18 protein-coding genes and 1 pseudogene are annotated in these 18,559 nt (G+C 57.3%); 9 read left to right on the top strand and 10 right to left on the bottom strand.

The window, feature by feature from the left end; translation table 11 throughout:
• Positions 1-47: 47 nt before the first annotated feature.
• Positions 48-866, bottom strand: a complete 819-nt coding sequence (locus tag QDY28_RS15455; protein WP_331382566.1) for a transporter substrate-binding domain-containing protein — start codon at positions 864-866, stop codon at positions 48-50.
• Between the two features lie 352 nt (positions 867-1,218).
• Between QDY28_RS15455 and QDY28_RS15450 the strand changes: the two genes are divergently transcribed.
• Both QDY28_RS15450 and QDY28_RS15445 read left to right on the top strand, forming a co-directional pair.
• Positions 1,219-1,434 (top strand): hypothetical protein, encoded by a 216-nt coding sequence (locus tag QDY28_RS15450; RefSeq protein ID WP_331382565.1) that lies wholly within the window; start codon positions 1,219-1,221, stop codon positions 1,432-1,434.
• 65 nt (positions 1,435-1,499) lie between these two features.
• Complete coding sequence (locus QDY28_RS15445; RefSeq protein WP_331382564.1) at positions 1,500-1,991, top strand: cupin; 492 nt, start codon at positions 1,500-1,502, stop codon at positions 1,989-1,991.
• Positions 1,992-2,028: 37 nt separating this feature from the next.
• Here the strand turns inward: QDY28_RS15445 and QDY28_RS15440 are convergent, their stop codons facing one another.
• Both QDY28_RS15440 and QDY28_RS15435 read right to left on the bottom strand, forming a co-directional pair.
• On the bottom strand, positions 2,029-3,927 hold the full coding sequence (locus QDY28_RS15440; RefSeq protein WP_331382563.1) for a glycoside hydrolase family 15 protein: 1,899 nt from the start codon (positions 3,925-3,927) through the stop codon (positions 2,029-2,031).
• Between the two features lie 665 nt (positions 3,928-4,592).
• Positions 4,593-5,828, bottom strand: a complete 1,236-nt coding sequence (locus QDY28_RS15435; RefSeq protein ID WP_442967529.1) for a cytochrome-c peroxidase — start codon at positions 5,826-5,828, stop codon at positions 4,593-4,595.
• A gap of 155 nt (positions 5,829-5,983) precedes the next feature.
• On the opposite strand from QDY28_RS15435, the gene QDY28_RS15430 reads away from it, so the two are divergent.
• Complete coding sequence (locus QDY28_RS15430) at positions 5,984-7,558, top strand: acid phosphatase (protein ID WP_331382562.1); 1,575 nt, start codon at positions 5,984-5,986, stop codon at positions 7,556-7,558.
• 28 nt (positions 7,559-7,586) lie between these two features.
• Here the strand turns inward: QDY28_RS15430 and QDY28_RS15425 are convergent, their stop codons facing one another.
• A complete protein-coding gene (locus QDY28_RS15425) occupies positions 7,587-7,709 on the bottom strand; it encodes a hypothetical protein (protein WP_331382670.1) in 123 nt (40 codons plus the stop codon).
• 165 nt (positions 7,710-7,874) lie between these two features.
• Here QDY28_RS15425 and QDY28_RS15420 point away from each other — a divergent pair.
• Positions 7,875-8,000: pseudogene (locus QDY28_RS15420) on the top strand (ABC transporter permease); the annotation flags it as partial.
• 72 nt (positions 8,001-8,072) lie between these two features.
• Here QDY28_RS15420 and QDY28_RS15415 read toward each other — a convergent pair.
• Genes QDY28_RS15415 through QDY28_RS15400 form a run of 4 tightly spaced genes read right to left on the bottom strand, consistent with a single transcriptional unit; the run spans position 8,073 to position 12,544 of the window.
• Positions 8,073-9,020 carry an ABC transporter permease gene (locus QDY28_RS15415; RefSeq protein WP_331382561.1) on the bottom strand — a complete coding sequence of 316 codons (948 nt, stop codon included), beginning with the start codon at positions 9,018-9,020 and terminating at the stop codon, positions 8,073-8,075.
• A 5-nt stretch (positions 9,021-9,025) separates the two neighbouring features.
• Positions 9,026-10,003, bottom strand: a complete 978-nt coding sequence (locus tag QDY28_RS15410) for an ABC transporter permease (protein ID WP_331382560.1) — start codon at positions 10,001-10,003, stop codon at positions 9,026-9,028.
• A gap of 1 nt (position 10,004) precedes the next feature.
• The gene (locus tag QDY28_RS15405) at positions 10,005-11,501 is read right to left on the bottom strand and encodes an ATP-binding cassette domain-containing protein (RefSeq protein WP_442967528.1); all 1,497 of its coding nucleotides are present in this window, start codon (positions 11,499-11,501) and stop codon (positions 10,005-10,007) included.
• 29 nt (positions 11,502-11,530) lie between these two features.
• Entirely contained in the window at positions 11,531-12,544 is a 1,014-nt protein-coding gene (locus QDY28_RS15400) for a substrate-binding domain-containing protein (RefSeq protein ID WP_331382558.1), read from the bottom strand.
• A gap of 871 nt (positions 12,545-13,415) precedes the next feature.
• Between QDY28_RS15400 and QDY28_RS15395 the strand changes: the two genes are divergently transcribed.
• The 4 genes from QDY28_RS15395 to QDY28_RS15380 all read left to right on the top strand — a co-directional run bounded on the left by QDY28_RS15395 (position 13,416) and on the right by QDY28_RS15380 (position 15,433).
• The gene (locus QDY28_RS15395; RefSeq protein WP_442967527.1) at positions 13,416-14,495 is read left to right on the top strand and encodes a hypothetical protein; all 1,080 of its coding nucleotides are present in this window, start codon (positions 13,416-13,418) and stop codon (positions 14,493-14,495) included.
• A gap of 157 nt (positions 14,496-14,652) precedes the next feature.
• Entirely contained in the window at positions 14,653-14,835 is a 183-nt protein-coding gene (locus QDY28_RS15390; protein WP_331382557.1) for a hypothetical protein, read from the top strand.
• A gap of 50 nt (positions 14,836-14,885) precedes the next feature.
• Positions 14,886-15,065, top strand: coding sequence for a DUF3606 domain-containing protein (locus QDY28_RS15385; protein WP_331382556.1), 180 nt, complete (start codon positions 14,886-14,888; stop codon positions 15,063-15,065).
• Between the two features lie 56 nt (positions 15,066-15,121).
• Positions 15,122-15,433, top strand: coding sequence for a hypothetical protein (locus QDY28_RS15380; RefSeq protein WP_331382555.1), 312 nt, complete (start codon positions 15,122-15,124; stop codon positions 15,431-15,433).
• A 76-nt stretch (positions 15,434-15,509) separates the two neighbouring features.
• Here QDY28_RS15380 and malQ read toward each other — a convergent pair whose 3' ends face one another.
• Positions 15,510-17,435 (bottom strand): 4-alpha-glucanotransferase, encoded by a 1,926-nt coding sequence (gene malQ, locus QDY28_RS15375; RefSeq protein WP_331382554.1) that lies wholly within the window; start codon positions 17,433-17,435, stop codon positions 15,510-15,512.
• 389 nt (positions 17,436-17,824) lie between these two features.
• On the opposite strand from malQ, the gene QDY28_RS15370 reads away from it, so the two are divergent.
• The gene (locus QDY28_RS15370; RefSeq protein ID WP_331382553.1) at positions 17,825-18,214 is read left to right on the top strand and encodes a hypothetical protein; all 390 of its coding nucleotides are present in this window, start codon (positions 17,825-17,827) and stop codon (positions 18,212-18,214) included.
• A gap of 161 nt (positions 18,215-18,375) precedes the next feature.
• On the opposite strand, the gene QDY28_RS15365 is transcribed toward QDY28_RS15370, so the two are convergent.
• A partial coding sequence (locus QDY28_RS15365) for a transposase (RefSeq protein ID WP_269824817.1) occupies positions 18,376-18,559 on the bottom strand: 184 nt, incomplete at its 5' end.

Raw genomic sequence — 18,559 nt, 5'->3', positions numbered from 1 at the left:
AGGGGAACTATTGCGCGGGCGGGATCACTCCCGCCCGCGTCGGATCCTCACTTGGTCGGCACTTCGCGCGGCAGCGCGGTGTAGGCGCCAAGCCACTTTTCCTGGATGGCCTTGATGCGCCCGTCGTCCGTCATCTTCAGCATGGCGGCGTTGATGGCCTTGACGAAGCTTTCGCTGTCGGCGTCCTTGCGCACGACCCAGGCGAAATAGGTCGGCTGGCCAAACGCCGCCTTATCGAACATGGCAAATGTCTCCGGGCGGGTCTTGACCAGGTAGTTGAGGTTTGGCAGCGAGCCGGCCACTGCATCCAGACGACCGGCGGCGAGATCCGCATAGGCTTCGTCAGTGGTGCCATATTCCTTGATGTTCACGCCGCCAATCTTGTCGCCGAAGGCCTGAAGCTGCTTGAACTGCGCAGTGCCCTGCTGCACGCCGACGGTCTTGCCCTTGATGTCCTCCGGTTTCTTCAGGTCGGTATTGCTGGCGGCGCGCAACAGCGCGACGGTGGCGTCGGCGATCGGCAATGTGAAGGCATAGCGCTGCAGGCGCTCTGGTGTAATTGTGACCGGCGCGATGATGATGTCGAACTTCTTCACCTCAAGGCCGGGCAGTTCGGCGGTCCAAGGAATATCCTGGTAGACCGGCTCGGCGCCGATCTCCTTCGCAACGCCGTCGAAGAGATCCTTCGTCATGCCTTCGTAAGTGCCGTTATTGAGCATGTCGAACGGTGCGTAGTGCATGTCGGTGGCCGTTTCGATCTTGCCCTTGGCCTTGATGTCAGCAAGCTGGTCGGCCATGGCAGGCACCGTCACGCCCAGTAGGGCCAGGCCAAACACAGCGGATTTTAAAAGGTTGGAAAAGGTCATCGTCGTTCTCCCTTTCTGGATGAGTGAGCTTTCGAAATTCATCGCGCGCCGCCACTCTCCAACGGCACTTGATAGGATCAGAGGATAGGCGCTTCCGTCAACCTGTTCTTGGGGCTGATGACGATGCTCGCAACACGAAAAATGTCGCTTACATTCCACTTGGAAACAGGGGTCCCCTACCCCTTCTGCCAGGCCAGCGTTTGCCTGAGATGATGTTGCGCGTGCCCGCCCCGAGACCCGCCGTCTTCTCCGCCGGGTCAGGCTCGAAATCATATCCGCTGCTGTTGACGAGGGAACCACTCCCGCCGTCCACAGTTTACCTCATGCAGCCAGTAACGGAGGTGATGGATCAATGGAAAACGCATCGAAAAGCCTTGCTGAAGAATACCGGCGGCTCGGCGGTCGTCGCATCGCCGTGATCGACGACAACCTTGGCTCATCGCGTGACTGGGAGGGCGATACGCCGGAGGCCGCGAAGTTTTGGAAAGAGCGGATTGCCACGCTACCCGACCGGGAAAAGCGCGACGTTCAAACATTCCTGCCGTCGATCAATGACGAACGAGGCTAAGCGGTATCCAAGTGAAAGAGCCACAGTTGGGGGAAGCCGCTTTGTCTGATGGAGACAAGTCCTGAATGAAAATCGAGAAAATCTTTTTTCAGCCGAGTGACTGGGTACCGAACAATCAGCAACGTCCTGTTCTGGTTTACAGAAGCGCGCTGCCGAATGGTGCATCGCCCGCAGATTTCGAGGGCATCTTCGCCGCGAACGAATGGAGCGGCATCTGGAAAAATGGAGTCTTTGATTATCAGCACTACCACTCCGGTGCTCACGAGGTATTGGGCATCGGATGTGGCAGCGCCACCCTGTTGATAGGTGGCCCAGGAGGACAGCCAATAAAGGTTTCAATGGGAGATTGCTTGATTCTCCCCGCCGGAACAGGTCACCGAAATCTTGGCTGCTCTTCGGACTTCGAGGTCGTCGGCGCCTATCCGAAAGGCCAGTATGCCGACATTCAGACCGCCGCTGCCACCCGCGATATGCTGGCAAAAATCGCATCATTGCCCGTGCCGGACACCGATCCCATTCATGGATCCTCAGGCGGCCTTCTTGAAAGCTGGCGCTAACTTTCAAGAATTGGCGGTTGCCAATGCGCCGAATTTTCTATGTTTGCGGAAGATCCTGCCCAGTCGTTTTGGCATTCTGCGCAGCGACATCGGGCCCGGTGCGGGCTGCTCTTTGACGTGCGGGGCCTGCGGCGCGTACCAGGTTGAAGGCAGTATTGACGAGGCCGACATGTGAGAAGGCTTGCGGGAAATTGCCGAGCAACTCTCCCGACGCGGGCTCATATTCCTCCGCGAGAAGGCCGAGATCGTTTCGCACCGAGAGCAGCCGCTCGAACAGCGCCTCGGCCTTATCCATTCGCTTTGACATGACATAGGCGTCGGCAAGCCAGAACGAGCAGGCAAGGAATGTGCCTTCCGGTTGCTTGTACGGGTCGACGGTGTGCTCTGGGCGGTATCGAAGTACGAAACCATCCTGCAGGAGGTCGCGCTCAACCGCTTCTACGGTACCGAGAATGCTCGGATGGTCGTCCGGGAGAAAACCGACCTGGGAAAACAGCAGGAGGCTCGCGTCGAGAGCTTTCGAACCGTAAGACTGGACGAAACTGCGGAGCTGCGGGTCAAAGCCTTTAGCACAGATTTCCGCGTGGATCGCATCGCGCTCCGCCCGCCATCGATCCACGGGCCCTTCCAACCCAAACCGCTCGACCGCTTTGATGGCACGATCGAAGGACACCCAGCACATGAGTTTCGAATGGGTGAAGTGTCGCGCCGGCCCCCTCATTTCCCAGATGCCTTGATCCGGCTCCCTCCAGGTCTCTACAAGATGCTTGAGCAAGACCTTCTGCAGTTTCCAAGCGTCCGGAGCCGAGGCGAGTACGTCCTCGCGCGCGGTATGAAGCGTGTCGAGCACTTCGCCGAAGACGTCGAGTTGCACCTGTTGGGCAGCGCCGTTGCCAATCCGAACTGGCCGGCTGTCCCTGTATCCAGCGAGCCATGGGATTTCATGTTCCGGCAGCCAACGTTCGCCGGCTAGACCGTACATGATCCGAAGCTGGTCTGGCCGCCCCGCAATGGCGCGCAAGAGCCAACGCCGCCATGCCTCCGCCTCCTCTCGATACCCTGCGTTAAGAAGGGCATAAAGTGTCAGCGCCGAATCGCGCAGCCAGCAGTAGCGATAATCCCAGTTCCGCTCGCCGCCCAGCGTTTCCGGAAGAGAGGTGGTCGGCGCCGCGATGATCCCGCCGGTTGGGCTAAAAGTGAGCAGCTTGAGTGTGATGAGCGAACGCACGACCGCTTCCCGCCAATGCTCTCGCGACGGGTCGAAGGAACAGCGCTTCGACCATTCCTGCCACCAGCTTACTGTATGTTTCAGTGCCTCGCCGCGGTCCGGCACGAAGTGCGGCCGCTGGTGTGACCGATGATACGACAAGGTGAATGGGACGCTCTCACCCTCGCCGACCTCGAAGCGGGAGAGGGTCTTCATGTTCTGACCCTCTAACGGTGCCTGAGTGTGAAGCTCGACCGCGTCGGGGCCGGCGACGGCACTCAGACCATAGTCACGTCGCCGCACCCAAGGCACCACGAGCCCATAATTGAAGCGCAGGATGAGTTCCATCTCGACGGCTACGCGCCCGCGCTTGCCGCGAACGATCCGCACGATATCGCTCCTCTCCTCATCCTCGGCGAGCGGCATGAAGTCGATAACCTCGAACGCACCGTCTTCGGTCTCAAACGTGGTTTCGATGACCGCTGTTTGGGGGAGATAGCGTCGGCTGCTGCGCCTCGCGGTCGCAGCCGGCGTGATGCGCCAACGGCCGTTTTCCGGGGTGCCGAGAAGCGAAGCAAAACACGCCGGTGAATCGAAACGGGGCAGGCAAAGCCAGTCGATAGAGCCATCGCGGCCGACGAGCGCAGTCGAGATCATGTTGCCGATCAGACCGTAGTCAGCGATAGGCCTGCAGTCGTTTTCCCTCACTTTTTTTGCTCGGCTCGTCATGTCAAGCCTCCTTGTCATTGCGGCGAAGTTCCCACCATCTGGCGACATCGCCATGCCCGCTCATGCGCCACACCACCGCAGCTTTTTGGCAACCGCGATCAATCGTTCGGTATCCCAATATTCGGACCGACCCATTTGTTCCCCCACGGCTCGACGCTGCACCACCGCCGCCTCGAATAGCAATTTCCCGCAACTAAAGTCGGCCGTCATTGACATCTTATCCGTAGGCCCGTCGGTTCGCCTGAGCCTAAGCTCGAGTACGGGCGTGCCAAAAATTCGCCTTCGGCGGCGAATTGGAGCCTTGTCCGCATAGACGGAACAGTGCGGCGTGGCCGACGTGCGCGATCCCGCCAATTTGAATTTCGCATCCCGCTTGTAGACCGTCCGAACACTGAGTAAAAATGGTCGAAAAACTTTTGCAGGATGATGATGATGGACGTCGATAAGGCAATTGCGCGGATATCCGCCGCCGGTATCGAACTAACAGACCGGCGCCGAACGGACGCCGATGACGGGTGGTCCCTCAGTTTTTCAAACGGAACCGAACTTCAAATAAGCGATGCTGGCAAAGTAACGGTTTCTGGCAAGGGCGCGGAGACTGTCACCCGCTTGCTGGATCTACCGGCAAAGCCACGGCAACGGGTAAGCCGTGGCCGCTCACGCCGTCACTCCGATGGTTCGTAGCCGTCGGTAAGCGTGCCAAGGAAAGCTACGACATCATCGATCTCGGCCGGAGAGAGCGCCGGCTGGTCTCCTGTCTTACGATCGAAAGGCGGGTCGGTGTTGATGTTGGCTTTGGCCGCCTCTGGCAGGTCGTCATATTTGTCTACGCTCCCGTCGGGCTTGCGGGGATACCAGCGCTCCGGATGGGTCTCCCGTTCTACGTAGAAACGGACGGCGTCGCGCAGCGAGTGAACGTCGCCGTTGTGGAAAAAGGTTTTGCGAAGAGCGACGTTGCGCAGTGTTGGTGTGCGGAAGAGCCCGCAATAATCCTCATGCGCACTGAAATCGGTGCGCAAGGGACCGCAAAGGCCAAGATCGTAGAACGCCGGATCCTTGTTTGCAGGAATGTCGCGATTACGGGGCACGCCGATGGCGATCAGTCCGTAGTCGGTGAATTGTGGCGGCGTGCCGTCATTCCCGCGCTGGCTGACGTGACAGGAAGCACAATTGCCCTTGTCCGGCGCATTGAACAGGTCGAGCCCCCTTGCCTCCTGCGCAGTAAGCTTAGCCTTGCCGGCCAACACCGCGTCATATTTACTGGAATAGGGATAGAAGGTGCGATAGTCCTGCTGAAAAACTTCAAGGGCCTTTACCGCCGTGCGAAAGACGATCGCCGGATCACTGATGTCCTTTGGCCCGGCAATATCCGTGATCGCCTCACCGTAGCCCGCCGCGAGCACGTGCCGAGCCACCTCGGCTTCGCTTTTATTGCCCATCTCGAAGTCTGAGAGCAGTGGAATCCTGGCTTGCTCCCATCCGCGATCAACCCGGCCGTCCCAAGTCAGACCACCGGTCGGCCCGTTATCGACACTTTCGTCGGCTTCGTCCTCCGACTCGAAGAAATGCTCGGTGAAGGGTGGCACCGCCTGCAAATACTTGAGCGAGGGTACTGCCCGCAACCCCGGCTGATGCAAGTCGCCGCCGCCAAGTTGCACCGCCCGGTCATTAGTCGGCGCAAAGGCGTGGTTTGGGTCGTGACAGGAAGAGCAGGCCATCATGCCTGACGCCGACAGGGAAGGATCGAAGAAAAGGGCTTTACCGAGCGCGGTCAACGCCTGTGCTTGCCGTCGCACGTCGGCCCGCGACAAAGCTTGACCCGCATGGACCGAGGTCATCGTGAGCAACAATGCAGCGGCACAAATTTCGACCCACTGTCTTGTTCGCGATTTGGATTGCATGGCTATGGTCGCGTCCCTTCACTGCAATCTCGGCTTCCGGAGTTATCGTTAAACGGATCTTAGAATCATTTCAATTAGAGCTTGCGTTAGCTGTTCGCCCGGATAAGCTGTCGCATGAGGTGTCATAGCCACCAAATCTGGGGAGGCCAATCCAAATGAAATCGATCACTGCTGCTGCCTGCGCGCTGAGCTTTTCCGTGGCGGCTTTTGGGCCCGCGATCGCCGGCGATAGCACTTCGAGCACAAAGGCGGGATCTGCCGGCAATGCTGCCAGTGATCTGAAGCTGATCGACACCGTGGTGGTGATTTATGCGGAAAATCGAAGCTTCGACAATCTCTACGGCAGCTTCCCAGGGGCAAACGGGGTTTCGAAGGCGCCGGTAAGCGCGCGCATCCAGCGCGATCGCGACGGCAAGCCTTTTCGCGAGTTGCCGCCGATCTGGGAGGGTCTCACCGCCAAAGGCGTGACACCACCTGTGACCCAAGCGGAGACCGAGCATTTGCCCAATCGGCCATTCCGCGCCGACGATCCCAAGGGCTTCAATCTCACCTCGAATACGATCACGCGCGACCTCTGGCACCGCTATTATCAGAACCAAATGCAGATCGACGGCGGACGCAACGACAAATTCGTCGCCTTTGCCGATTCAGGCGCGCTGGTGATGAGTTCGTGGGACGGCTCGAAGACGGCGATGTGGAAGGTCGCTCAGAAATACGTGCTTGCCGATAATTTCTTCATGGGCGCTTTCGGCGGGTCTTTCTTCAACCACCAATGGCTGATTTGTGCCTGCGCACCATATTATCCCAACGCGGACACCAGTGCCGCCAAGCCCTCGATTGCAGTGGTCGAGCCGGACGGGGTGACCCTGAAGACCGCTCCCAACTCACCAAAATCCGCGATGGACGGCATTCCGAAATTCGTCGGTGACGGCAATCTGACGCCCGATTTCTACGCCGTCAACACCATGCAGCCGCCCTATCAGCCGAGCGGTAACGGTCCTGCGCCCGACGGCGACAAGGCACTGGCAGACCCGAGCAAGCCAACGACATTGCCGCCACAAATCGAGCCGACCATCGGCGACATGCTTAGCCTCAAGCATGTGACCTGGGCTTGGTACGGCGGGGCTTGGCAGGATGTGCTCGACCACGGCAACAAGGAGCCGGTTCCGAATCTCCAATATCACCACCAGCCTTTCAACTACTACGCCAATTTCGCTCCGGGCACTGCGGCCAGGACCGAGCATCTGAGGGATGGCGGCTTAGGCGGCGTTGAGTTCGTTAAGGCGATCGATGACGGCACGCTGCCGCAAGTTTCCTTCTACAAGCCTCAAGGCAACCTTAACGAGCATTCCGGCTATGCCGATATTGAGGCGGGCGACGCCCATATCGCTGATCTGATCGGGCATCTTGAGAAGAGTCCGCAATGGCCTCATATGCTGGTCGTCGTCACCTATGACGAAAATGGCGGCCTATGGGATCACGTGGCGCCGCCGAAAGGCGACCGTTGGGGACCAGGTTCTCGTATTCCAGCAATTATCGTCTCGCCCTTCGCGCGCCACGGTTATGTCGATCACACGCCCATGGACACGACCTCCATTCTGCGTTTCATCACGCGCCGCTTCGAACTCCCAACCCTTCACGGCATCACCGTACGCGATGCTGCTATCGCGGCCCATAAGCAGAAGCCCCTCGGCGATTTGACCAGTGCACTCGTGCTCAAGGACAAATGAGCGGCCTGCGAAAACTCTAGCCTATGCGTCAAGCGACACTACTTTTGAGCGAGGAATCGGCATCCCAGATATCTGGAAGCGCCTCGACCTCGATGCCGAGCGTCGACATCATCTGAGGTGTCCACTCCTTTTCCGTCGTTGTCCTTAAGATCTGGAAGGGGCTCTGCTGAAGCAGGATACATGATCCTCGGGGCGGGCTTCATCAATTCGGGATCGGAAGCGGGGGGCGGTGTCACAAGCGCCTTGATGAGTTGGTGACCGAACCCCGACATTTTGTCTCGAGATATTTAACAGCGGATCATTCCTGCAGGCAGGCGGGTTTGATACGGTTGAGATGATCCGCAACAGCCACTGCCTGCTCGGCATCAACGCCTTCTGGGAAGGGACCTTTATCGGCGGCGCGATCGTGCTTGCGGTGCTCTTCGATCGACAGAGTGAATAGCCGGAGAGCTCAAGAAAAGTGACAAGTTTTCGTGACGGAGATCGTGTTGCCCGCGCAGCTTGCTCATAGGCTTTACGTCGGAGTTTTTTGCCCTCCTGCGATAGTGATCACTCCGACGATGATAAGCCCGGTAAGCAGCAGGCGAATGCCGGCGCTGACACCGAACGTGTTCAGCATGGTCAAAAGCAGCACAATGAAGAGCGCTGCGCCCCAGATGCCCGGAACGTTCGCCCTCCCACCCGCAACCGAGGTTCCTCCAATCACGACCACGGCGATCGATGCCAGCAGATATTCGTCGCCTATATCGACATTGGCGCCGCGAAAATAGCCCGCAAGCAGGGCGCCGTTCAAACCAGCCAATGTGCCTGATAGCGTGTAAGTCAGGAACCGAATCCACCCAACACGAACCCCCGCCAACCAGGCAGCCCGGATGTTTTGGCCGATCGCGAGGACGCAGCGACCATAGATCATCCGTCGCAGAGCGACGGCTGCACCGAGCGTAAAGGCCGCGGTCAGAATCGCGAGCAGCGGAATGCCAAGGATTTGCACATTGGTAAAGGCAGCAAAGCCGGGTGGTGGCTTGATCTGCAATCCGCGACCAAAGCTGATATCGATAGACTGGATGATGAAGCTCGCCGACAGAGTGGCGATGATCGGCGGAATGCGCAATGCCCAGATCAGCAGATAGTTGGCGACTCCGATTGCCGCACCGCTGGCGAGCGCTGCCAGAAGCCCGATCGCAATCATATTGTCCTGCCCATCCATCGCTTTCATCGCAACCGCGCTGGCAAGACCGATGTTGGCCGGCAGCGACAAATCGACATTACCGGGTCCCAGAGTGATGACGAACATTTGACCGATGCCGGCAATCACCATGAAGACTGCGAGCGACAAAGCAGCTGTTATCATACCACCAGCGCCATAGCCGCCAGTGAAAACGATCGTGACAAGCCATACCAGCGATGCGCCGACAAAGGACCATATCCACGGCTGTGCAGCCAGCGTCTTGATCTGCGGCATGGCGTTTACGCCTCCTTCCGGCTGATGAGCACGCGCGCAGCAAGGACGATGATCAGGATCGCGCCATTCGCCGCGACCTGCCAATCGGGTGGGATATGCATAAAAGTCAGCAGCGAAGAGGCTGCAAGCGCAAGCGTCAGCGCGCCTATGACTGCGCCGATCGGCGAAACCCGCCCGCCCATAAATTCGCCTCCGCCAAGAATGACGCCGGCAATCGCCAGCAGCGTGTAACCGTTGCCGATGTTGGCATCTCCCGAAGAAGTAATACCGATCAACGTCATTCCGGAAAGAACCCCGAAGATCCCAGCAAGCGCAAACAGAGTGACCTTGGTCCGCAGCAGCGACCAACCGGCGCGACTGAGCGCGGCGGGGTTACCGCCAGAGCCCCGCAGAATGACCCCATAGGACGTGCGCATCAATCCGAAATGCACCACAACCGCGATAACAACGGCTGCGACGATTGGGAAAGGTATGAAGGGCGGCTTGAAGGAGGTGATCGCCTGCAGCCATTCCGGCGCTTTGCCGCCCGGCTTTGGCAGAACCAGAATCGCAAGCCCTTGCCAGACGAAACTCATTCCCAGTGTGACGACGATCGAGGGCAGATTACGCAAATGGATCAACGCACCAAGCAACGCGTATATCCCAATGGATCCCAACAGAATGATCGCGCCGAGAAGCGGGGCATCTCGCAACCATGTCGCTGTGACACAACCGACAAAGCCCACGAAGGTCCCAATAGAGAGGTCCAGCTCATTGCCGGCAATGACGAACATTTGCGCGATCGTCGCAAGTGCAATGGGAATTGCAAGGTTCAGCATCAGGCTGAAACCAAAATAGGAAATGGCGCGCGGATTAAGCCAGGCGATAGCAATCAGCACCAACGCCAGCGAAAGCGCCGGCAGAAGCGCCCTCAACATGCGCGCTCGGCCGGCTGACCCTCTAGCTGCGGTTCTGAACGCGGTCTCTGGGTTTAGACGTGTCATGTCATCGCGCCTCCTCGAAGGATGACTGGATGATCTTTTCTTCGGTTAACTCCTCCCGCCGCAGATTGGCGACGATATGTCCTCCCTTAAAGACATAGATGTGATCGCAATTGTCGAGCTCCTCCGTTTCCGTTGTGTACCAGATAAAGGTCCTGCCCTTGCGCGCTTCTTGCCGGATCAAATCATAGACTTCGAGCTTGGTGCCGATGTCGACGCCGCGCATGGGATCATCCATCAGGATGATGTCTGCGTCCGAACCAAGCGCGCGTGCAAAGAGCGCCTTTTGCTGGTTGCCGCCGGAAAGCGAGAGAATATTATTGTTGAGATCGGGTGTGCGGATTTTGATCCTCTTTTGCCAGACTTCCGCAAGTTCCGCTTCCTTCTTGGCTGAAATCAGCAATCCCTTGCGCATCCGTGAAAGCGAGCGGATGCCAATATTTTTGGCAATCGACCATTGTGGAAAGATGCCGTCCGACTGCCTATCGCCCGCCACAAGAGCGACTGGAGCCCTAACCTCGACTCTCGTCTTTCGATGCCGGCTCGCCGCCCTGTAGATATCAAGCAGGAGATCCGTCTGACCGTGTCCTGCAAGGCCTGCAAGACCAATGATTTCCCCCGCATGCGCTACGAGCTCTGTTCCATCACGTTGCCGCGCCGCCCGAGCTCTCACCCGAAGCGCGCCAACCGCCCTGTCTTCGGCTCGAACATCGGCTGCAGCCTTCTCGCGACGCTCCGCGCCGCCCATGGTCGCTACCAGGCTGTCGCGGTCAAAGGCTTTTGCACTATCCGCAGCAACGATCTTGCCGTCGCGCATCACCACAATTCGATCGGCATTCTGCAACACTTCGCCGAGCACGTGGGAAATTAGAATGCAGCCACCGCCGCCTGCCACGAAGCGGCGGACGAAGGCAAGCAGTTGTCCGGCAGTGTGCGCATCGAGCGAGGACGTCGGTTCATCCAGAATGACGAGGTTAAGCGGATCCTCGGAAACTGTAAAAGCGCGCGCGACTTCCACCATTTGTCGCCGCCCGAGGGAAAGATCCGATACGATATCCGACGCGTCGATGCCGTGATCGGGAAAAATCTCGTCCAGTTTGGCACCGATGAGTGCGGCGGCTCGACGATACCAACCAAATCCCCGCAGCGACGGGTGATTGATGCGGGTATTTTCCGCCACGGAAAGATTGGGGCACAGCGACAACTCCTGAAACACACAGCGTATCCCAAGTTTCTTGCCGCGGCTGACGGTATAGTTATCCTCCGCGATATCGGAGATTACCACTCCCCCGCGATCCAGTTGCATTGTTCCGACGACCATGTGCACCAAGGTCGACTTTCCAGCTCCATTATGGCCGACGAGCCCGACGCATTCGCCTCTTCCAACCGTAAAGTCCACTCCATCCAAAGCGCGAACGGCGCCGAAATGCTTTTCGGCGTCGTGCAGCTTGATGAAAGTTTTGCGAGCGTCAGCCAGCACCGCAATGTCCGAAGGCGTCATAATAGATGGCAAAGATCAAAACGGCTCCATCACTTGATGTTCGCCTTGATCGCTTGGATGGCATCTTCCTGTGAATATTCCTTGCTGGCAACGCCGCCGACTGGAATGTCCGGAAGATGCTTCTCAAAGTCATCCTGGGTAAAGGCGAGATAAGGAACGAGCAGGTCGTGCGGTATATCCTTTCGGCCATCGAGGACCTGCTGGGCGACCCAGAAAGCCAATGTCGATATGCCAGGGGCGATTGACGCGGACCATGTCCTATAGCCGTCTTTCGCCTTCTGCTCCTTCCAGTATTCCAGTTCGTCCTGGCGATTGCCCATGATGATCGTCGGGCGCGGCTTGCCGGCGGCTGCAAAGGCCTGCGCAGCGCCATAGCCGTCGCCGCCCTGAGTGACGACGCCGACAATGTCTGGCAATGACGGGAGCACGGTTGCGACCGCCTTCTGCGCTGTAGTCTGATCCCAGTTGCCGGTTACTGAGTTGACGATCTTGAATTGCGGATTGGCCTTGACGCCCTCTTCCAAGCCCTTGTGGATGGCCGCGTCGATCGAGGTGCCGGCAAGGCCGCGGATCTCAAGCAGATTGCCGCCATCCGGATGGATCTTCTTCATCTGCTCGACTTCTTGTTTGCCCATGTCCTCGAAGTCGACAACAACCCGATAGGCGCAGGGCTCTGTGACGATGCCGTCGAACGATACCACGACGATGCCGGCATCGCAGGCCTGCTTGATCGCGCCGTTCAAGGCGTCGGGCGAAGCGGCGTTGATAACGATGGCGTCATAGCCTTGCAAGATGAGGTTCTGAATCTGGGCTGCCTGCGTCGGCACTTCCTGATCAGCAGTTGTGAAGACATCGGCCGCAGCGACGACCTTGTCGGCAACGGCTTTCTTGGTGACGATGTCGTAGCTCTTCAACATCGCCTGGCGCCAGGAATTGCCAGCATAGTTGTTGGAAAAGGCAATCTTCTTAGTGCTGGTATCTGCAAGAGCCGTGCCGGAAGCGAGCGTCGCAGCAAGCACGCCGAGAACGAATAGTTTACGCATTTCGATTCCATCCTCCCTAGACTAATTGACTTCTCTCAGTTTCCTTTAACCATCGGTCGGCGACTCCTTGCGCGGGCTTTCCGGCCGTAGAACAAGCTCAGTCGGCCGTGCGTACATGCCATGGCTCGAAGTCTCCCTCTTCTGCCATTTCAATATGCTGTTTTATCCAGCGGCGGCCATCTTCCCTTCCAATCGGCATAGTCAAACGCGCGACCGATGACGAGGCTGACCCAAAGGCGCTGTCATGGCAAGCTCGCTCGCCGGCTATTAGTCAAATTTCTTCTCATTGACGTAGTCCAGCAATGCTGGTGCTCGGCATAATGCACAGCAGCTTTAACTGGCTTGCCGTCCTTTGAGACGGAGAAACGTCGCGTCATGAAGGTCATCCATAGAAGCAAGCACCGATTACGAGGTTGAGAATGCCACCGCGAATATGGCAGCCCAGCAAAGAGCAGACATTTCGGCGGCCAACAAAAAGCCGATGGCTCGATCGCTCACAAGATTCTCCTCCCGCTACCCTCCAGTCCTCCAAGCAACACTATAATAGGGAATAAACCTTTCACACCCATCGCTCTGAAAAATTTGAACCATAGAGGCCCAATGCGACTGCCACATCACCATTCGCGCTGCATCATCGACCTTCCGCTCACAAATCACCTAGAAGGATCTGCTTCTTGCTGGTGCGCACAACTCCATTCAGCAAATCCGAAAGTCCAAACGAGCAAACGTCGAGAATACCGTCGCGGGCACGTAAACCGATAGGTTTTTACCCTCTCGGAAATGTTAATGGCCTTGAAAGTCGTTGGAGAACGACCACACGAGCGTTGCCCCGACATACTGTAAGTGCGTTGTTAAGGGTTTCTAAACCACGATGACTGAGCGTGTGCAAAGTTCAACAGGATGTTCTCTGCCAACGCAAGGGTTGCGCAAATTTTCAGGAGAAAGCATGCCTAAAGGGATCACGCTCGCTGGCTGCCTCGGCCTTTTTTCGGGATTCATCTCCGCCTTGATCTCGCTGCCGGCATTTGCGGCAGAACGAACCGTGCAAACTCCGGACTGGTTGATGGCTCACGTCGGAGGAGGTACTGGCCAAATCGCGCAGCCGGTGCTTGAGAGAGCGCGTGCCCTGCACCTGACGAAGGTCGCCGAAGGGGAGGTGAAGAACGCGTGCTATTTCGCCATGGACGCGACGCGGCCGAACGACCTCAGCGATGGTCAATCAGGCGGTCGATTTTACATAATATGCGAGGCCGAGCGTTTGTTTCGGGTGATCTCAGCAGGCCATGGCGGCGGCCGCAATCTGCCGGGCGTGTTGAATTTTTCCAACAGCCGTGAATGCGCGAAAAACTTCGGCAACGCTCTCGATTCGAATTTGACCGCCGGAGGAGCGTATTTGACGAGCGAGATTAAGACGACTTTCAGAGGCTACTATCGCACAACTGCCGACCAGGAGGCTGTCCTGACGCGATCCTTCGTGCAGTTTGATGGTATCGGGGAGACTGCGAATGCCCGGCAGCGCGCAATTGGCGGACATGCGGCAGCCCTGGTTTCGGGGATATGCATGCAGAAAAAGCCTGACAGTGCATATGCCAATCGCGACGGCTATGTTCCGCTTGGCAAACTTGTGACCTATGCGGGCGGCCGCAGCGATGGCTGCACCAGCTGGTCGCCGGCGGAAGCGCCACAGGTTCTTTCGATGGTGAAAGACAATCCCACCACACTTTACATCTATCCCGAGTCGCGTGACATCAAGGCTGTCGCTCAGGCGGTTTCGGCTGGCCAATCGCTTACCCACAATGGCTTGTACTGGAATGCAGCCTGCCTGAAAGAGATCGGCTCGCCAGCGTTCTGGCCGAAAGAGAAACTCGAACCGATCATCGCCCAATACAAGAAAGATCATCCCGCTCCACCGCCCAAACCAGCACCGATGTGCGATGCCGCTCTAAATTGAGATTTAAGGCTCGGGCCGAAAACATGGCACCGGCGACATGAAGAATTGCAAGCGCCTGCAGAGAAGCGAACATCGATCCTCCGCCCGCTTTCATTGCTCGACGGAACTTTCTGCTTCTTCGGAAGTAAGGTCTCCAGCAACAAAGGTGGAGGCCTTCATGGTGGATAAACAACCCACTTCTGAGCAGAAAAAGTCCGACAAAATAATCAAAAAGCCTGGCCCTAGGGAGCCGCTTGGCGGCTCCAGTGAACAGGGCGGAATCGCGCCGAGCGTCCATGACAAAGACCTTGTCATGCCCATTGGAAAACCAGGCGTCAGGATCAAAGACGAGAAGCGGTAGAGAAACTGCGAAGACGACATTTGATTGTTGTTCGAGCGGGGGAGAAAAACATGGCTGACGATAAATCAAAGCTGGGACAGGACCGCAGAACAATAGCGGCCGGAGAGCCGTACGAGGTCAACTACTTTGCGCGGAAGCACGGCCTCTCCAAAGAGGAGGCCGCCAAGATCATCAAAGAGGCCGGCGGCAATCGCGAGAAGGCGAATGCGTTGGCCGCGAAGAAGAAGTAAGGCGCCGCGCTCCCAGAAATACATCAGGCCCGAATTGCCGGCGCAGGAGAACCTTCGTGACCATGAAATCAATGCTGGTCGTCGCCATCGTTGGATTTACCGGCTTAATTCTGTCGAGTTGCGTCGACGATGGCTCCCTGTACCGGACCAGCGGATATAGCCCAGGCTATTACAGTGGTGGCGCCATCTTTATCGGAGGCGGCGACCATTACCGATATCGCTATGATCGAAACCACCACTACCGAACTCGCTATCCCATCACGACTATCACAGATCGGGCAGGCCGGAATATCGGGGTCATCGTCCGGAGTATCAGCACGGTCGTCCGGGTCGACATCAACGCATTATACCCTTCGACAAAAACTTGAGTCGGTGAGACGCTTCAATCTCGGTGCCAGCAAGTAAGCCGTGCTGCTTTCAGATCTGTGCAAAGCATTTCCTGCTCTACATCCGAGAGGCGGGATTCTCATCTGTGGGTGTTCCACCGCAGTCTGATGCTCGGCGTTTCGGCCGTTCCTCTTCGAAAACGGTCGAGATCCGGGCAAACAAGGCCGTGTCTTTCAGACGCTCGACAGGAATGCGCAGTTTCAAACACCAGTTTGGGTATTCTTCAGCAGTGCCGGGCACATTGGTTGACCGATCTTCTCCGACCATATCAGCAAGCCGAGGAGCAACGAGCATGCTGTTGGTTTTCGCCAGCAAGCGGTGAAGCGCGACCACGGCTTCGTCCGGCAGGTCGGCGCCTTGGCTGCACTCCAACAACGTGATGTCGATCAATCGTGCCTCCGCAAGTTTATGAAGCAGGGCTCTCTTTTGCTTGTCTCTGTCTTCGCGCGAGCGAATGGCCGCGTCGGCATCAGACCATCCTAGCCCTTCGGCAAACAAAATATCGTCCCCGCGCCACCATCCTATGAGTGGAGGCAAGTCATGGGTCGACAGACATGCGAGCGACAACGAGGCAGGGAAGGCCGGATCGATATTCAGGGCGGCGATATCTTCGAAATAGAGGACCTTGTAGCCCAGGATGCCCGCCTTCTCCATCGCAGGCCGAAATCCTTCCGGAACGTTTCCAAGATCCTCGCCGATAATTAGGGTTTGTCGTTCCCGCGACACAACGGCGAGGCTCGAAATCATGTCCGGAAACGGATAACGCAGATATCCACCCGCTGCGGCCGTCTCACCGGCCGGTATCAGGAAAAGTTGCCAAAGGCCGAGAGCGTGGTCCAGTCTCAGCGCGCCGGCGAATCTTGCGGTTCGATCGATCAATCGCCGATAATTGGGCTCGCCAGGGTCGGCGAGGAGACCGGGAGATAGAGGCACGATCCTCCAATCCTGCCCTTTGGCGCTGAAGGCATCCGGTGGTGCGCCAATGTTCATCGTGGGTAGAACTAGATCCGGCGCCGACCATGTTGACGATCCATCCGGAACCTCTCCGATCGCAAAATCGAGATAAAGGCCGAAGCGAAGGCCTGCCTGGCGGGCGCAATTTGCAAGATTCTGCAATTGATGCGCGGTCAGCCACTGTAGCCAGATGTGAAACCCGACATCATCTAGATGGTCTGCAGCATAGCTCTCCACCGCCGCCGCATGCCGATTCTGGAACTCCGCCGGCCAATCCTGCCATCCGCTCCCATAGCCTCGCTCAGTCATGAAAGACGCCAGGCTTTCGAACAAACAATGGCCAAACAGCACATCGCCGCCTTCTTGCATGAAATCGTCGAAAGCACGCTTCGCCGCGTCCGCATCGGTGAGATCCGTCTTGTTCCACTCGTGCCACATTTGTCTAAGAACAGTCAGCTTGAGTGTGGCGACGGCGGCGTAATCCACGAACTCGGATGCTCGGACGTGCGATAGCCTCTCCTCATCGACCATGTCTTTTCGAAAGCCGGTAATCTTGTCGACGGCGAGGTATAGCGGATTGAGGAACAGGCGACTGGAGGGGGAGTAAGGGCTGCAGCGTCTTGGCTCCGCCAGGAACAGCGCATGAAGCGGGTTGAGCCCAATGAAGTCGGCCCCCGCTTCGGCCGCAATTAAGCAGAGTTGTCTGACATCCTCGAAGTCGCCGATGCCCCAATTGCGGCATGACGTGAGTTCGTAAACCTGAGTTGAGATGCCCCAAGCTCGTGTCGCGCCAGGTGAAGCGGGAAGAAAACAGCGGGCATCCTCCGGAACGTCCAGAGATGGCTTTGCCCATTGCTTATCGGGTCGCACCCCCAGACGATCAGGAAAACCGAGGGCTTGCAGGATTCGCAGCCTCGTTTCCGCCGGAACAGTGCGTCTCCTTCCTTGAAGATCTTCGTAGGTCGCAGTGATCCCAAGCTTCTCAGCCAATCTTTCGAGATCAGGACCAAGGCGTTGCTTTCGTTTCATCATGCCACCTAGCATGAAAGCTTGGCGAGCCGGATTTGCGAGAACCGAAGATGGACACCGGTTCCGTGAGCGGCGCAGGCTTCCCGCCGTCTTCTTTTGATGTCACGCAATTGAGCTTGTCAGATTTTTGCCGCCGGCTCAATTGCTCCGCCATGTCTTTGATGCGGCTTTGAGCCCGAGTGAGCCATGATTTGTTGCGCGCTCGGGTCTGCGAAAAAGCAATGTTTTAGCGTCTAGAAATTCATCTTGCGGTAGTATAAATTCGGCAGGCGAACAAGTTTCCCCGACACTTGAACGCACTGAGTGAGCCGTCATCCGGTTCCCGGCTCTGCCTTGCCCCACAAGGCAGAGCCGAACCTTCCACGCGAAGAAGTGCTGATGCCATCTTGATGGACGGGCGTGATTGCCGATGCTCCCTACCCAATAAAGGCGATGCTCACAATGCATCGTCCGAACTATTTCCGCTTTATCACTTTGATAACAAGCTCCATTTCGCCTTCCACGATACGCCCGCGCTCAGTGACCGTCTGTATCTCTTTTTCAGCCATTTGGGCCATGAGCAAATTATAGGCGATGGCCATAATCGTGGCATGAGACAAATTGCGGTAATCACGAGGAAATACCGGATCCTGATTGGGCATGCGGTCGCTGCCGAAGAGCCAACCAAAAGAATGAAAGGCAAAGCGGCAATAATCAGCGCGGCGTATCTGATGAAATTATCGAATTTATACATGTTTTCATCAAACGGATCGCGCCGCCGGTCCTGGTTCCAGATGTGAAGATTGAGCTTCTGAGCCTCGACATCACCCTTGTTCCATGCCTGTGTTTCTTCGCTGAAGAGATCGAGCTTTTCAGGCTTCGGAATGGATCGATAAGATCATGTCCCAGGACGTGGTGTAGCTTAGACGACCACGGCTCATCCCAGAGGGTCGGATGAGTATCAGCTTGCTGCTGGCAGGCTGATGAGCGGATCATCGCTCATTGTGGCGATTGTCTCAAGTGTCATGTAGCGGGATCGCTGGACGGCCCATTCATCGTTCTGTTCGAGCAGCAGCGCACCGACCAGGCGCACGATGGCGTCGTCGTTGGGGAAAATGCCGACGACCTCTGTGCGCCGCTTGATC

The organism is Rhizobium sp. BR 362 (genome assembly GCF_036528765.1).
In the GTDB taxonomy this organism is placed as follows: Bacteria; Pseudomonadota; Alphaproteobacteria; order Rhizobiales; family Rhizobiaceae; genus Rhizobium.
The sequence above is the reverse complement of the archived record's forward strand: the minus strand, read 5'-3'. Positions and strand labels throughout refer to the sequence as shown.

Coding starts and splice junctions, on each gene's coding strand:
- QDY28_RS15455 (WP_331382566.1), bottom strand. CDS start 866: ATGACCTTTTCCAACCTTTTAAAATCCGCTGTGTTTGGCCTGGCCCTA.
- QDY28_RS15450 (WP_331382565.1), top strand. CDS start 1,219: ATGGAAAACGCATCGAAAAGCCTTGCTGAAGAATACCGGCGGCTCGGC.
- QDY28_RS15445 (WP_331382564.1), top strand. CDS start 1,500: ATGAAAATCGAGAAAATCTTTTTTCAGCCGAGTGACTGGGTACCGAAC.
- QDY28_RS15440 (WP_331382563.1), bottom strand. CDS start 3,927: ATGACGAGCCGAGCAAAAAAAGTGAGGGAAAACGACTGCAGGCCTATC.
- QDY28_RS15435 (WP_442967529.1), bottom strand. CDS start 5,828: ATGCAATCCAAATCGCGAACAAGACAGTGGGTCGAAATTTGTGCCGCT.
- QDY28_RS15430 (WP_331382562.1), top strand. CDS start 5,984: ATGAAATCGATCACTGCTGCTGCCTGCGCGCTGAGCTTTTCCGTGGCG.
- QDY28_RS15415 (WP_331382561.1), bottom strand. CDS start 9,020: ATGCCGCAGATCAAGACGCTGGCTGCACAGCCGTGGATATGGTCCTTT.
- QDY28_RS15410 (WP_331382560.1), bottom strand. CDS start 10,003: ATGACACGTCTAAACCCAGAGACCGCGTTCAGAACCGCAGCTAGAGGG.
- QDY28_RS15405 (WP_442967528.1), bottom strand. CDS start 11,501: ATGACGCCTTCGGACATTGCGGTGCTGGCTGACGCTCGCAAAACTTTC.
- QDY28_RS15400 (WP_331382558.1), bottom strand. CDS start 12,544: ATGCGTAAACTATTCGTTCTCGGCGTGCTTGCTGCGACGCTCGCTTCC.
- QDY28_RS15395 (WP_442967527.1), top strand. CDS start 13,416: ATGACTGAGCGTGTGCAAAGTTCAACAGGATGTTCTCTGCCAACGCAA.
- QDY28_RS15390 (WP_331382557.1), top strand. CDS start 14,653: ATGGTGGATAAACAACCCACTTCTGAGCAGAAAAAGTCCGACAAAATA.
- QDY28_RS15385 (WP_331382556.1), top strand. CDS start 14,886: ATGGCTGACGATAAATCAAAGCTGGGACAGGACCGCAGAACAATAGCG.
- malQ (WP_331382554.1), bottom strand. CDS start 17,435: ATGAAACGAAAGCAACGCCTTGGTCCTGATCTCGAAAGATTGGCTGAG.
- QDY28_RS15370 (WP_331382553.1), top strand. CDS start 17,825: ATGGACGGGCGTGATTGCCGATGCTCCCTACCCAATAAAGGCGATGCT.